The organism is [Clostridium] hylemonae DSM 15053 (genome assembly GCF_008281175.1).
Lineage (GTDB): Bacteria > Bacillota > Clostridia > Lachnospirales > Lachnospiraceae > Extibacter > Extibacter hylemonae.
The window spans coordinates 2,110,336-2,122,394 of record NZ_CP036524.1 but is presented as its reverse complement, the minus strand read 5'-3'; the positions used below and the strand labels follow the sequence as shown (position 1 = coordinate 2,122,394).

Genomic DNA, 12,059 nt, shown 5'->3' with positions numbered 1-12,059 from the left:
AAAGCCTGCGGCCGACACGTTACAAAATGTAACTGGAAACCAGCAAAATTAGGAAGAAAACTATTAATAATATGAAATGTCCTTATTGTAATAAAAACATGAAGCCAGGTAAAATATGGCAAGACCGGTACGCCCTTAAATGGGTTCCGTCAGAGCGGAGATTTCCGTTTGGAGGAGGCATCAGGCTGACATCAATTATAGAGGACCGCCCGTTTATCGAGGCATATTATTGTGATAACTGTAAGATATTAATATCTAAGTTAAAAGAATAAAAAAGGAGCTGTTAGATTTGCTAACGCCCGATAAGGAAGTAATTTGAAAACACATCAGAATACTAACCATTACGGGTGTTGCAAAGGCGAAAGACACCGAGAAAGGTAGAGATACTTTTCTCGGTGTCTTTTTCTTATGCAAAAGAAATCAAATCGCACATTCGTAATTCTTCTCCTAATTGTTTACAATATGCTCAAGGAGGTCAAAACTATGCGAGAACAAAATACAGACGCAGTAGATGAATTGCTCATAAAATATACAAATGCCAAGAAAAAGAAATTCAAAGTCATATAAGGAGGACAACGCAATGGCAAAATCAATCTTTGAAGAAATGGTCGGTACATACACACAAGTTACAGATTATTTTATCCCTAATTTACAGTTGCCTGAAAATGGAATAAGGTTCATATGAATATGGGGACAACAGCAGGCAAGATACTTAAAGCAAAACTATAAGGTTTTGTATATGAATTTGCTGACAAGAGGCAAGTTGAATAGCTATCTTGCTGATGTTGAGGAGCAAGCGGAGAATATGTTTTTTCGGCTGGTAGATCAACTTGCCGAGCAAGAGGGCGTGACAGAAAAACTAAAAACTGAACATCAAATGCTGTGGGTACAGAAGATGAACAATATCCATAATCGAACGATAGAGATTGTAAATGGCAATTTGATTTACATCTAATCGGAAATCAGAGACTGAAAACATTTGATATGCTAATTAGGCATTTCTAATTTATAGCTATATTGTTTTTGCACCATTCCCATGATATACTGTCTACGGAGGTGCTTGTATGGAACTTCGTGTATTAAATTATTTTTTGGCAGTTGCAAGAGAAGAAAATTTTACAAAAGCAGCACAACAGCTTCACTTGACACAGCCGACACTATCACGCCAAATTGCCGATTTGGAACAGGAGCTTGGAGTTAAGCTATTTGTCCGTAGCAATCACAATATTATTTTAACCGAGGACGGAATGATATTAAAACGCCGAGCACAGGAGATTTTATCTTTGGCAGACAAAACGAAACGGGATTTTCTGCAAAAGGATGAAAATCTGGAAGGCATTATATCAATTGGTAGCGGTGAATTTTTATCTACTCGCTGTTTGACAGATTGCATTGCCCAGTTTCGTCAAAAGTACCCCCTTGTACGCTATGAATTTTACAGCGGAAATGCCGAAAACATTCGCGATCGCATAGGAAGAGGTCTTTTGGATATAGGCTTGATGTCTGAACCGATTGACATACGGAAATATGAGTTTATCAGTATGCCCATTCAAGAAGAATGGGGAGCTTTGGTACGAGAGGATTCCTCGCTTATAGGGAAAGAGTTCATTGTACCGCAGGATTTGGTTGGAATTCCGCTAATCCTGCCCTTGGGAGATTTTGCACAGAGTAATATCGGCAAGTGGTTTGGTGAATATGCTACACAGATCGATATTATTGCAAAAGGAAACTTATTATATAATGAGGCAATGATGGCTCAAAGCAATATCGGTGCAGTAATCGGGATCAAATTGAATTGTAACTACGACGGATTGCGATTTATACCTCTTAAACCTGCTCTCAAAATTGATACTGCATTGGCGTGGAAAAAAGAGCAAATGTTTTCTGCCACAACTTCTGCGTTTATAGATTTTGCAACTCAATACCTGAAAAGCATTTCTGACGATAGAATATAAGCGTTAGACATTTCAAATAGCCAGATTTATAATAAAGGTGTTCCAAGACGGAGCACCTTTATTTTTTATCCTTATAAGAAAGGGAGTTTGATATGACAATCAATGAAGCAAGTGAACGATATAAAATCCCCCTTAAAATCTTGCAGGAATATGAAAGCTGGGGATTGTGCGGAGAAGTCAAAAAAGTTATGGGTTCGTGGCATTATGATGAAAGCGATATTGAACGATTAAGTACCATTATGACGCTTCACGACATCGGATTCACCAACGATGAGGTGAAAAAATATATGCGTTTACTGTTAAAAGGAAAATCTACCGAAAAAGAACGGCTTAAAATGCTCGGTGAAAAAAGAAACGGAACACTCGATGAAATTCACTTTAAGGAAAAGCAATTAGACCGCTTGGATTATCTTCGGTTTGAAATACAAAAAAGCAATCAAAAATAAAACTTGAAAGGAGTTTTCACAATGAAAAAAGTATTTTCAATTCTTGTGGTTCTTACCCTGCTGTTCTCTCTTGCAGCTTGCAGCAACAGCACAACGAATGAGGGATCGTCCTCTCCCACACAGCAATCAAGCGACCAAAGTTCTACGCCTGCGGAAGAATCAAATAGTCAAAACGATTCTTCCCAGCCTGTCGAAGAATCGAATAATCCAAGTAATTCTTCCGCACCTACCGAAACAGGTTCTAAATCATTAGTCGTTTATTTCTCTTGGTCGGGCAATACCGAAAATGTCGCAAAGTCTATTCAGAGCCAAACGGATTCCGACATTTTTGAAATTGTACCCGCCACACCGTACAGCGACGATTATGATGCTGTTGTGGATTTGGCACAGGAGGAACAGAGAAACGATGCCCGCCCTGCAATTTCCGGCAACATCGAAAACTTTGAGCAGTACGATGTAGTCTATGTAGGCTTTCCGAACTGGTGGGGCGATATGCCGATGATTCTCTACACATTTTTTGATACTTATGATCTGTCCGGCAAGACGGTTGCCCTATTCTGCACCAGCGGAGGCAGCGGGCTTTCTGGAACAGTAAATGAGGTAAAATCCCTTGAGCCTAACGCTACCGTAACGGAGGGATTTCATATCGGCAGCGGTTCATCGTCAAATCCCGATAATGCAGTCAGCGAGTGGTTAAATAATATAGGACTTGCGAAATAGGAGGGCATTTTATGAAAAAATTTGTATCTCTGCTTTTATCGCTTTCCCTCATTTTCTCTCTGGCGGCTTGCAGTCAGTCGGAAGATTCTGACACAGGTTCAGAACAGCCGCCTGAAAGCAATTCTTTGGAGGTAACAGATATGCAGGTTCCCGAAAACTTTGTTTTAATTAAAGGCGGTTCATTCCAAATGGGCAGCCCCGATTCCGAAGCGTGGCGTAGTGCTGATGAAACACAGCACTTGGTTACAGTCAGCGATTTCTATATGAGCAAATACGAACTGACGCAAAAGGAATATGAAGAAATCACAGGCAATAATCCCAGCAATTTCAAAGGAGATGATCTGCCGCTCGAAAATATCTCTTGGCTCGACGCAGTAGCTTACTGCAACGCCCGAAGCGAAAAGGACGGCTTAACCCCGGTTTATACAATTGACGGACAGAATGTTTCTTGGGACAGAAGTGCAAACGGCTACCGCCTACCCACCGAAGCGGAATGGGAATATGCCTGCCGAGCCGGGACGACGACACCGTTTTATATGGAAAACTCTCCGAGTGCCGAGGACGCAAACTATTACAGCCATTACCCTTATGAAATAGAGGATAACTATTTTTCACAAGGTAATTTGGAAGTAAAACCCGGTGAGTACAGAGAAACCACCGTCCCGATAGACAGTTTTCCCGAAAATCCTTACGGGCTTTACAATATGCACGGCAATGTAAGCGAATGGGTATGGGATTATTACGGCGAATATGGAGTTGAAGAACAAACCGACCCCGCAGGCCCCGTTTCCGGCACTCTGCGGGTTTATCGTGGCGGCGGTTGGAATGACTTTGCAAAAAATATGCGTTCTGCCTACCGTGCCACGCTGGAACAGAACAAGGGTAGTTTTAATCTTGGGATTCGTTTAGTGCGAAATGCTACGCCCGGGACAGGTAGCGTATCCGGCATAGGTTCACAAATCACAGGAGGAAACGGCGACGGTAAAATTTTGATTGCATATTTCTCTTGGGGCGGAAATACAAAGGGCGTTGCCGAAGAAATCAAGCATCAGACGGGCGCAGACTTGTTTGAAATCACATTGGTAAATCCATATTCGAGTGATTATAACACCGTTTTGGACGAAGCACAGCGAGATCAGAACGCACAAGCCCGCCCGGAGCTTACAAGCCATATAGATAATATGGACGAATACGATACCGTTATGATCGGTTATCCCAACTGGTGGGCTTCAATTCCTATGCCGATTGCTTCTTTTCTTGAAGAATACGATTTTTCGGGTAAAACGATACTTCCGTTCTGCTCTCACGGCGGCGGTCGCTTCGGACAAAGCTTGACGGCTATTACCAAACTTGCGCCGGACGCTACAATGGGTGAAGCTCTTTCTATTCACTATTCGGGTGGTTCGGAGCTTTCGGGTGATGTTACTGAATGGCTGAACAGCAATGGGATTCAATAAAGGAGGTGCTTTGAACAATGAAAGTTTTGGATAAAAAGCAATTTGAAAAAATCAATGTTTTCGGAACGGGTAATCCAAACGAAGCATTTGCAAAATATTTCATAGGCAAATCCTTTTTAAACCCGTTGACAAATCCGCAGGAAACAGCCGTTTTCCTTGCTAATGTAACCTTTGAACCGGGTTGCCGTAACAACTGGCACATTCATCACGCCAAAAGTGGTGGCGGTCAGCTTCTCATTTGCACAGCGGGCGAGGGGTGGTATCAGGAAGAAAATAAACCGCCTGTTTCTCTCACCGCCGGAACGGTAATTACCATTCCGGCAGAGGTGAAACATTGGCACGGAGCGAAAAAAGATAGCTGGTTCTCTCATATCGCCGTAGAAGTGCCGGGCGAGAACACCTCAAATGAATGGTGTGAGCCTGTAAACGATGAAGAATACAATAAATTGGAGGACAAATAAAATGAGTAAAAAGTTAGTTACATACTTTTCGGCAAGCGGTGTTACCAAAACTGCAGCCGAGCGTTTGGCAAAGGCGGAAGGTGCCGACCTCTTTGAAATTAAACCTGCTGTTCCATATACCCGTGCTGACCTTGATTGGACAAACAAAAAGAGCCGCAGTTCCGTTGAAATGAGCGCCCCAACATCTCGCCCTCAAATAGCTGAACGACTTCCCAATATGGGGGACTATGACACCGTGTTTATCGGTTTCCCGATTTGGTGGTATGTTGCGCCTGCCATTATCAACACTTTTGTGGAAAGCTATGATTTTTCGGGAAAGACCATAGTTCCCTTTGCAACCAGCGGCGGCAGCGGAATGGGCAAGACCGTAGAAGTGCTGAAATCGCTCTGCCCGACCGCAAACTGGGAGAAAGGCAAAATGTTGAACCGGGTATCCGATCAGGAACTTATTACTTGGGTGAATAGTCTTTAAGCAAGGGAACGGACTTATGACAGAAAAAGAGAAAATGCTCTGCGGCGAGTTTTATGATACAAGAGATTCAGAACTTCGCCGTTTGAGCAATAATGCAAAAGACCTTATGCGGGTATATAACAGTCTGTCTGCCGAAAATATGGAACTGAAAAAATCTGAAAGGAGAAACAAAAATGGAATTACATAAAACAGACCCCGAATTTGCAGAACGCTTGGAGCATTTTGCATTTGATGAAGTTATAAACGAAGAAAACCAGCAATTAGAACCCTTTACCCTCTATATGGCGATTTTGGCAACACTAATCGGCTGCGGAGGTGTGGATGCCTATAAAGAAATGATCCCCCAAGCGTTGGAAAACGGTATTACGCCGATAGTCGCAAAGGAGATCGTTTATCAAGCGACCGACTATTTGGGTTATGGAAGAATGTTGCCTTTTCTGAATGTTACTAATGAAATATTGACCGAGAACGGAATAGATCTTCCGCTTGACGGACAGGCAACGACCACCCTTGATGATAGACTGGAAAAAGGAATTGAAGCACAGGCAGAAATCTTTGGCGAACATATGAAAGAGGCTTGGAAAGCAGGACATATCAACCGTTGGCTGGCGGCAAACTGTTTCGGCGACTACTATACCCGAAAAGGTCTTGATCTTTCCGAGCGTGAACTCATTACCTTTTGTTTTCTTATGGCACAGGGCGGCTGTGAACCGCAGCTTATTGCTCACGCAGAAGGAAATATGAATATGGGAAATGACAAGGGCTTTTTGATTCGTGTTGTTTCGCAGTGCTTGCCGTATATCGGCTACCCCCGCAGCTTAAACGCCGTTACCTGCATTAACAAGGCGGTGGAACAATGAAACCGAAAGCCATTATCAAATTAGCTGTCGATATGTTAATGACGCTGGCGCTGCTTTTCTTAATGGGCTATCATTTGTGGGGAGAGGCGCTTCACGAATGGGTGGGCGCCGGAATGTTGCTCCTTTTTATCGCTCACCACATTCTAAACGGGCATTGGTACAAAACATTATTCAAAGGGAAATACAATGCGTTGCGTATTTTAACGCTTTGCACCACCTCCCTTGTGCTTGTATCTATGCTGGCTCAAATGTATAGCGGTATTGTGATGTCCCGTTATGTATTTGTTTTCCTGCCATTTGGTGGCGGTATGTCTTTGGCTCGCCGGCTTCATATTCTCGGATCATACTGGGGCTTTCTTTTGATGAGCCTGCATTTGGGACTTCATTGGAATATGATTTTGGGAGTGTTGCGAAAATCGGCAAGGATTAAAAGCAGTTCAAAAGTTCGTAGTATTATCGCTTTCATCATAGGATTGGCTATCGCCGGATATGGAGTTTGGACATTTATCAGCAGAGCTTTTCCAACCTATCTGTTTTTGAAAAGCGAGTTCATATTTCTGAATTACAGCGAACCGAAAATTTTGTTTTACATAGATTATTTGGCCCTTATGGGACTTTGTATCTTTATTGCATATTACAGCACAAAACTCATACGGAAATTTAAGAAGAAAACGGAGGAATCATAATGGAATTTAAAATTTTAAGAAATGGTATAAAAGTTCCCGTATTGGGGCTTGGAACTTGGTTTATAGATGATGATAATGCGGATAGCGCGGTTATTTCTGCTGTAAAAATTGGTTATCGTCATATTGATACCGCACAAGCCTATGGTAACGAAAGGGGCGTTGGTACAGGAATCAAAGCCTGCGGTATTCCGAGAGAAGAACTTTTTGTTACAAGCAAGGTGGCGGCAGAAGCCAAAACCTATGACGCAGCCGCAAAATCTATTGATAAAACGCTGGATAAAATGGGGCTCACATATATTGACCTTATGCTGATACACAGCCCCCAGCCGTGGGCAGAATGGCGTGGCGGCAAACGCTATTTTGAAGAAAACATACAGGTATGGAAAGCACTGGAGGACGCCTATACAGCAGGTAAAATAAAGGCGATCGGCGTTTCAAACTTTCTTATAGACGATCTGGATAATTTGCTTGCTCACTGTGAAATCAAGCCAATGGTAAACCAACTTCTTATTCATATCGGAAATACACCGACGGAACTAATTGATTTCTGCAAGCAGCAGAATATCGTTGTTGAGGCCTACTCTCCGATTGCTCACGGCGAGGCTTTGAAAAACGAAACCATTGTGGCTATGGCTAATAAATACGGTGTTTCCGTTCCGCAGTTGTGCATTAAATATGTCTTGAATTTAGGGACGGTTGCGTTACCGAAAACTGCCAATGCAGAGCATATGCAGAATAACGCCAATTTGGATTTTAAAATTTCAAATGAGGATATGGAAACATTAAAGGCACTGAATTTTAAGGATTACGGCGAATACAGCTTTTTCCCTGTGTTTAGCGGAAAATAACAACGAATAGGGACGGAGGAACAGCAATGAAAAAAGGTATTTTACTGTTTTTAAGTGTACTGCTGTGTTTCGGGCTTGCCGCCTGTGCAGAACAGAAAACAACGCCATCTGTTTCCGAGCAAGGTTCTGCACAGGAGCAGTCAGATATGCAAAACAGTTCTGAAACTTCTGAAAATCAATCCGTTAATTCACAAAAACCGTCTTCATCTTCGAGCAATGCCGAAACATCGGAAACACCCGAAACAGGAGAACGAAAAGTGAAACTGACAATAGACGGACAAGAATTTGATGTAACATTATATGATACCCCTGCTGTCAATGCACTTTATGATATGCTGCCCCTTGAACTCATTTTTGGGGATTTCAACGGCATTGAAAAAATTGCTTATATGGATAATGAACTTCCCACAGAGGGAGAGCCGGACGAGTTTGCCCCGATGTAGGTGATTTGTGCCTGTATGCGCCGTGGGGCAATTTATCAATCTTCTACAAGGATTTCCGCAACTCAAACGGACTAATCTCCCTCGGACATATTGATTCAGGTATGGAGGTGATTTCAAATATGCAGGGTGGTTTTTCTGTAACTCTTGAAAAATAAGTGTGGTTAATATAATCGAAGATTTAAAAGAATTACGACAGCAACAAACAAATTAAACGGGCAGGCAACAAACGAAGAACTCATCACGGCCCTCTACTGCCGTCTATCCGTAGAAGATATGAAAGACGGGAAAAAGCATACCGAAGATGAGTCCAACTCCATATCCAATCAAAAACAGATATTGCTTGATTACTGTAAGAAGCAGGGCTACAAAAATACAATGTTCTTTGTAGATGACGGCATATCGGGTACGAGCTTTGACCGAAGCGATTTTCAGCGTATGCAGAGAATGGCCGAGGAAGGAAAGATTTGCAGGATTATTGTAAAAGACCTGTCCCGTTTCGGGCGAGAACAGGTGGAAGCAGGCAGACTGACACAGATTGTCTATCCGTCGCTCGGTATCACATTTATATCCATACAGGAAAATGTGAACAGTACTACAGGCGAGGGTATGGAAATGCTTCCTTTTTACAATATATTCAACGAATGGTATGCGGCCCAGACTTCAAAGAAAATCCGTGCCGTATGGCAGTCGAAAGCCGATAACGGAAAGCGTGTTTCTTCTACTGTTCCGTTTGGGTATATGAAAGACCCTGACGAAAAAGAGAAATGGATGATTGACGAACCAGCCGCAGAGATTGTAAGAAAGATTTATGACCTCTGCCTTGCAGGACGAGGACCGTCACAGATTGCAAGACAGTTAGAGGAAGAACAAATACTTGTTCTGTCTGCCTATTATGAAAGTATCGGCAGGACGCACGCTCAAAAATACCAAATCATTCCGAATATGCAAGAGCCGATAATATCCGAAGAACAATGGTTGAGGGTGCAGGAACTTAGAGAACACCGCCGCAGACCCACCGCCACAGGCAGAACAAGTCTTTTTTCGGGATTGGTATATTGTGCAGACTGCGGAGCAAAACTGCACTTTGCCGCCGCTAAAAGTATGACACGAAATCAAGAGCGTACTGTCTGATGAACGCTTTGCAAAAATGCTTCAAAACTACGAAAAAGAACAGAAAGCATTGACGCAGGATGTAGCTGAAAGTCAGCAGACCTTACAGGAAGCAAATCAGAAAGTTACAGATTTAAGGCTTTTACTCCGTACCCTGCGTGAAATGACGGGTATTACAGAGCTTACACCAACCCTTGTAACTCCGCTTATTGAGCGTATTGAAGTACACAACAACGATAAATCAAGCAGTCATTGCTATGTAAAGGTGGATATTGACTTTACGGCGGCAGGAATGATAGATATTCCTACTGAACAGGAAATTCTTGCTATGATGGAAGAAATACGGGAAAATCCGCAGGACTTCCGTTTTGTAGCATAAGGACAAAAGGAAACGGTGCAACCCCATTTCTGAGGTTACACCGTACCTTACATAAAAAACTTCCTTATGGGGCGTTATCTTTTTTAGCAGCTCCTTTTTTATTGAAATTTCTACAGTGCTGATTTTACTCCTGTATATAGCAGAACAGACGCGGTGAAAATCTCCGGTGTGTAAACAAAATCTGCCATGCCGTCATATCTGGCCGCCACAGACTTGATACTGGCTATGCCGACGCCCGGCGTTTTGTTCCGGTCCGGTTTGGTGGACAGGATCTGGCCGTCTTTCTGATAGATGATACCGCCGTAGCCATTTTCCATACGTATGAACACGGTGTTGTCCCGTTCCTGGATGTGGAGACTGATAAACCGGTGTTCCTTGTCGGCGTCCAGGGCGGCTGCCACGGCATTTTCCCAGAGGTTTCCCACGATCACGGCGAGATCGCAGCCTGCGATCGCTATATCCTGCGGGAGCTTCAGCTTGCGGGTCACGGCAATGTCCGACTGCAGTGCCAGCGTTTCATAACGGCAGCAGAGTGTATTGACAACAAAGTTTTCGCACAATACCGGTTGGATATTTGCGGCGGTACTTGTCTCATAACCGTTCAGATAATCAAGAGCCTTGCCGGTATCGCCGTTTTCCAGCAATCCTTTGAGTACCTGCATGTGCTGGCGGTGGTCGTGCCGTATCCGGCGGATTTCCTCCGCGTGGGTCTCGATGTCTTCCATTCTGGAGCGCTGCAGGTCAAGCTGGTGGGCAAGCTGGGTATGTATTTCCTTTTCTTTTGTGGCTTTTGCAGACTGGGCGACTGCCGTTGCCATCTGTGAATATGTCACAAAAGCGCATATTGAGATGATGAGCCTCATTAGGTTTGCCTCTGCCTGAGTGTCCTTTTGTGATACCGGATAGAACAGAACCTGAACACAATAGAGCAGGAGAAACAGCAGCGGGATAAACCAGATACGATGATATACGGTATCATCGGCCTGTCTGAGAGTCGTATAGATCCTGCGGGTAATGACGGCAAAAGGAGGGCCGAGCAGAAGGATGGGCAGCGTGTAGCCGGGTACGTCTGCCGGGACATAGTCGTAATTGACCGACAGTGCCGGAAACCACGCCGCATAGGCGAGATAGGTGACGCTCAGACAGAGGTACTGCACGTGCAGCGACAGATAAAGGACGAATAAAATACGGTTGCTGTTCTCAGAAACGACTGAACGGAGGCAGAAGTATCCGATGATGAACATTATGAACAGAGAAATAAGTTCAGAATCAACGTCAAGCGGAAGGCGGGAGCAGATCTCACATACAGTGAGAGACAGAAATCCGCAGAAGCAGCACAGAAAAAAAGTATATACTGCAAGGCGCGCAAAACATGCTTTGAGCATGTCGTGAAAGATATAAAAACAAAAACAGGCAGTGGCCGCTGTCTGGACAAAAATGACAAAAAAATGGCTTATACTACCTATCATGTTCTTTTTCCCTCCATTCTCTGAAAAATATAACTCATGTAAGAACTGCGGAGCTGGGCCCGTCTGTCGCGGGACATGGGGATTCTTCTTCCGTCCTTCATGAGAAAACTGTCCTCCATTATTTTCTGTACATAATCCATATTGATAATAAAATAGCGGTAGCATCTGAGAAAAGGGATGCCGCCGAGTGCCTCCTCCAGAGAAGACAAAGACTGGCTCACAGTGATATCTCCTTTTGACGTATGTAAAATGGTCTTATGTCCGTATACTTCAATATACTGGATCCCGGAGACCGCGATATCAAGCGCCATACGCTCCGAGGTCACGTGCAGTGTTCTGTCATATACATTGAGCCTTGTCCGGACGCGGCGCATGGCTTCGCAGAAGGATGGCCAGGATACAGGTTTCAGCAGATAGTGGGAGGCGTCGGTATCAAAACCATCGGCATAATGCTCCCTGCTCGTTGTCGTGAATACGATCGCGCCCCGAAAGCCTTTTCCGCGCAGGATACGGGCGGCATCGATCCCGGACGCCCCCTCCATATAGATATCTAAAAACAGTACATCAGCATTTCTTGACCTCCGGCTGCGAAGCAGCATGCCCGCATTTTCCATACCTGCAGCTGCGATCAACAGGTGGTTTTCCTTCCCATATCTTGCACAGTAGTCTATCAAAAGCTGCCGGTCAGCGGCGCAATCATCACATATTATAGCCTGCATTTCAATTCCTCCTATTTTGTCCGGACTCGTCACA

Annotated in this window: 18 protein-coding genes; 16 read left to right on the top strand and 2 right to left on the bottom strand. The window is 43.9% G+C overall.

The genetic code is table 11. From position 1 onward, the window contains the following. Window positions 1–71 precede the first annotated feature (71 nt). From LAJLEIBI_RS19770 to LAJLEIBI_RS09785, 16 genes are all read left to right on the top strand, one after another. Window positions 72–272 carry a PF20097 family protein gene (locus tag LAJLEIBI_RS19770; RefSeq protein WP_006441678.1) on the top strand — a complete coding sequence of 67 codons (201 nt, stop codon included), beginning with the start codon at window positions 72–74 and terminating at the stop codon, window positions 270–272. A 413-nt stretch (window positions 273–685) separates the two neighbouring features. Then, complete coding sequence (locus LAJLEIBI_RS09850) at window positions 686–955, top strand: TnpV protein (RefSeq protein WP_330362739.1); 270 nt, start codon at window positions 686–688, stop codon at window positions 953–955. A 109-nt stretch (window positions 956–1,064) separates the two neighbouring features. Continuing rightward, window positions 1,065–1,955 (top strand): LysR family transcriptional regulator, encoded by an 891-nt coding sequence (locus LAJLEIBI_RS09845; protein ID WP_006441675.1) that lies wholly within the window; start codon window positions 1,065–1,067, stop codon window positions 1,953–1,955. A gap of 92 nt (window positions 1,956–2,047) precedes the next feature. Beyond that, on the top strand, window positions 2,048–2,401 hold the full coding sequence (locus tag LAJLEIBI_RS09840; protein WP_006441674.1) for a helix-turn-helix domain-containing protein: 354 nt from the start codon (window positions 2,048–2,050) through the stop codon (window positions 2,399–2,401). Between the two features lie 21 nt (window positions 2,402–2,422). Then, window positions 2,423–3,121 (top strand): flavodoxin, encoded by a 699-nt coding sequence (locus tag LAJLEIBI_RS09835; RefSeq protein ID WP_006441673.1) that lies wholly within the window; start codon window positions 2,423–2,425, stop codon window positions 3,119–3,121. Window positions 3,122–3,132: 11 nt separating this feature from the next. Next, on the top strand, window positions 3,133–4,578 hold the full coding sequence (locus tag LAJLEIBI_RS09830; protein WP_006441672.1) for a flavodoxin: 1,446 nt from the start codon (window positions 3,133–3,135) through the stop codon (window positions 4,576–4,578). Between the two features lie 17 nt (window positions 4,579–4,595). Further along, window positions 4,596–5,039, top strand: coding sequence for a cupin domain-containing protein (locus LAJLEIBI_RS09825; RefSeq protein WP_006441671.1), 444 nt, complete (start codon window positions 4,596–4,598; stop codon window positions 5,037–5,039). Window position 5,040: 1 nt separating this feature from the next. Then, complete coding sequence (locus tag LAJLEIBI_RS09820; RefSeq protein ID WP_006441670.1) at window positions 5,041–5,511, top strand: flavodoxin; 471 nt, start codon at window positions 5,041–5,043, stop codon at window positions 5,509–5,511. Window positions 5,512–5,527: 16 nt separating this feature from the next. Continuing rightward, window positions 5,528–5,698: a maltose acetyltransferase domain-containing protein gene (locus LAJLEIBI_RS09815; RefSeq protein ID WP_006441669.1), complete on the top strand. Its 171-nt coding sequence runs from the start codon at window positions 5,528–5,530 to the stop codon at window positions 5,696–5,698. Next, window positions 5,685–6,371, top strand: coding sequence for a carboxymuconolactone decarboxylase family protein (locus LAJLEIBI_RS09810; protein ID WP_006441668.1), 687 nt, complete (start codon window positions 5,685–5,687; stop codon window positions 6,369–6,371). The genes LAJLEIBI_RS09815 and LAJLEIBI_RS09810 overlap by 14 nt, the downstream gene beginning before the upstream one ends. Then, complete coding sequence (locus LAJLEIBI_RS09805) at window positions 6,368–7,057, top strand: DUF4405 domain-containing protein (RefSeq protein WP_006441667.1); 690 nt, start codon at window positions 6,368–6,370, stop codon at window positions 7,055–7,057. The genes LAJLEIBI_RS09810 and LAJLEIBI_RS09805 overlap by 4 nt, the downstream gene beginning before the upstream one ends. Beyond that, window positions 7,057–7,905, top strand: a complete 849-nt coding sequence (locus LAJLEIBI_RS09800) for an aldo/keto reductase (protein ID WP_006441666.1) — start codon at window positions 7,057–7,059, stop codon at window positions 7,903–7,905. Before LAJLEIBI_RS09805 ends, LAJLEIBI_RS09800 begins: the two co-directional genes overlap by 1 nt. A 26-nt stretch (window positions 7,906–7,931) precedes the next feature. Then, window positions 7,932–8,348, top strand: a complete 417-nt coding sequence (locus LAJLEIBI_RS09795; RefSeq protein WP_006441665.1) for a cyclophilin-like fold protein — start codon at window positions 7,932–7,934, stop codon at window positions 8,346–8,348. A 5-nt stretch (window positions 8,349–8,353) separates the two neighbouring features. Beyond that, complete coding sequence (locus tag LAJLEIBI_RS19765) at window positions 8,354–8,503, top strand: cyclophilin-like fold protein (protein ID WP_006441664.1); 150 nt, start codon at window positions 8,354–8,356, stop codon at window positions 8,501–8,503. 31 nt (window positions 8,504–8,534) lie between these two features. Next, complete coding sequence (locus tag LAJLEIBI_RS09790; protein WP_330362738.1) at window positions 8,535–9,479, top strand: recombinase family protein; 945 nt, start codon at window positions 8,535–8,537, stop codon at window positions 9,477–9,479. A 16-nt stretch (window positions 9,480–9,495) separates the two neighbouring features. Beyond that, a complete protein-coding gene (locus LAJLEIBI_RS09785) occupies window positions 9,496–9,837 on the top strand; it encodes a DUF4368 domain-containing protein (RefSeq protein WP_006441662.1) in 342 nt (113 codons plus the stop codon). A gap of 110 nt (window positions 9,838–9,947) precedes the next feature. Here LAJLEIBI_RS09785 and LAJLEIBI_RS09780 read toward each other — a convergent pair whose 3' ends face one another. Together LAJLEIBI_RS09780 and LAJLEIBI_RS09775 are read right to left on the bottom strand one after the other, a co-directional pair. Further along, window positions 9,948–11,306 carry a sensor histidine kinase gene (locus tag LAJLEIBI_RS09780; RefSeq protein ID WP_006441661.1) on the bottom strand — a complete coding sequence of 453 codons (1,359 nt, stop codon included), beginning with the start codon at window positions 11,304–11,306 and terminating at the stop codon, window positions 9,948–9,950. Beyond that, the gene (locus LAJLEIBI_RS09775) at window positions 11,303–12,025 is read right to left on the bottom strand and encodes a LytR/AlgR family response regulator transcription factor (protein WP_006441660.1); all 723 of its coding nucleotides are present in this window, start codon (window positions 12,023–12,025) and stop codon (window positions 11,303–11,305) included. Before LAJLEIBI_RS09775 ends, LAJLEIBI_RS09780 begins: the two co-directional genes overlap by 4 nt. Between the last annotated feature and the right edge of the window lie 34 nt (window positions 12,026–12,059).

What these genes read in the sequence shown, in the direction of transcription:
- LAJLEIBI_RS09785 (WP_006441662.1), top strand. Translation starts at nt 9,496, where the DNA reads ATGCTTCAAAACTACGAAAAAGAACAGAAAGCATTGACGCAGGATGTA.
- LAJLEIBI_RS19770 (WP_006441678.1), top strand. Translation starts at nt 72, where the DNA reads ATGAAATGTCCTTATTGTAATAAAAACATGAAGCCAGGTAAAATATGG.
- LAJLEIBI_RS09830 (WP_006441672.1), top strand. Translation starts at nt 3,133, where the DNA reads ATGAAAAAATTTGTATCTCTGCTTTTATCGCTTTCCCTCATTTTCTCT.
- LAJLEIBI_RS09845 (WP_006441675.1), top strand. Translation starts at nt 1,065, where the DNA reads ATGGAACTTCGTGTATTAAATTATTTTTTGGCAGTTGCAAGAGAAGAA.
- LAJLEIBI_RS09815 (WP_006441669.1), top strand. Translation starts at nt 5,528, where the DNA reads ATGACAGAAAAAGAGAAAATGCTCTGCGGCGAGTTTTATGATACAAGA.
- LAJLEIBI_RS09780 (WP_006441661.1), bottom strand. Translation starts at nt 11,306, where the DNA reads ATGATAGGTAGTATAAGCCATTTTTTTGTCATTTTTGTCCAGACAGCG.
- LAJLEIBI_RS09800 (WP_006441666.1), top strand. Translation starts at nt 7,057, where the DNA reads ATGGAATTTAAAATTTTAAGAAATGGTATAAAAGTTCCCGTATTGGGG.
- LAJLEIBI_RS09810 (WP_006441668.1), top strand. Translation starts at nt 5,685, where the DNA reads ATGGAATTACATAAAACAGACCCCGAATTTGCAGAACGCTTGGAGCAT.
- LAJLEIBI_RS09835 (WP_006441673.1), top strand. Translation starts at nt 2,423, where the DNA reads ATGAAAAAAGTATTTTCAATTCTTGTGGTTCTTACCCTGCTGTTCTCT.
- LAJLEIBI_RS09805 (WP_006441667.1), top strand. Translation starts at nt 6,368, where the DNA reads ATGAAACCGAAAGCCATTATCAAATTAGCTGTCGATATGTTAATGACG.
- LAJLEIBI_RS09795 (WP_006441665.1), top strand. Translation starts at nt 7,932, where the DNA reads ATGAAAAAAGGTATTTTACTGTTTTTAAGTGTACTGCTGTGTTTCGGG.
- LAJLEIBI_RS09820 (WP_006441670.1), top strand. Translation starts at nt 5,041, where the DNA reads ATGAGTAAAAAGTTAGTTACATACTTTTCGGCAAGCGGTGTTACCAAA.
- LAJLEIBI_RS09825 (WP_006441671.1), top strand. Translation starts at nt 4,596, where the DNA reads ATGAAAGTTTTGGATAAAAAGCAATTTGAAAAAATCAATGTTTTCGGA.
- LAJLEIBI_RS09840 (WP_006441674.1), top strand. Translation starts at nt 2,048, where the DNA reads ATGACAATCAATGAAGCAAGTGAACGATATAAAATCCCCCTTAAAATC.
- LAJLEIBI_RS09775 (WP_006441660.1), bottom strand. Translation starts at nt 12,025, where the DNA reads ATGCAGGCTATAATATGTGATGATTGCGCCGCTGACCGGCAGCTTTTG.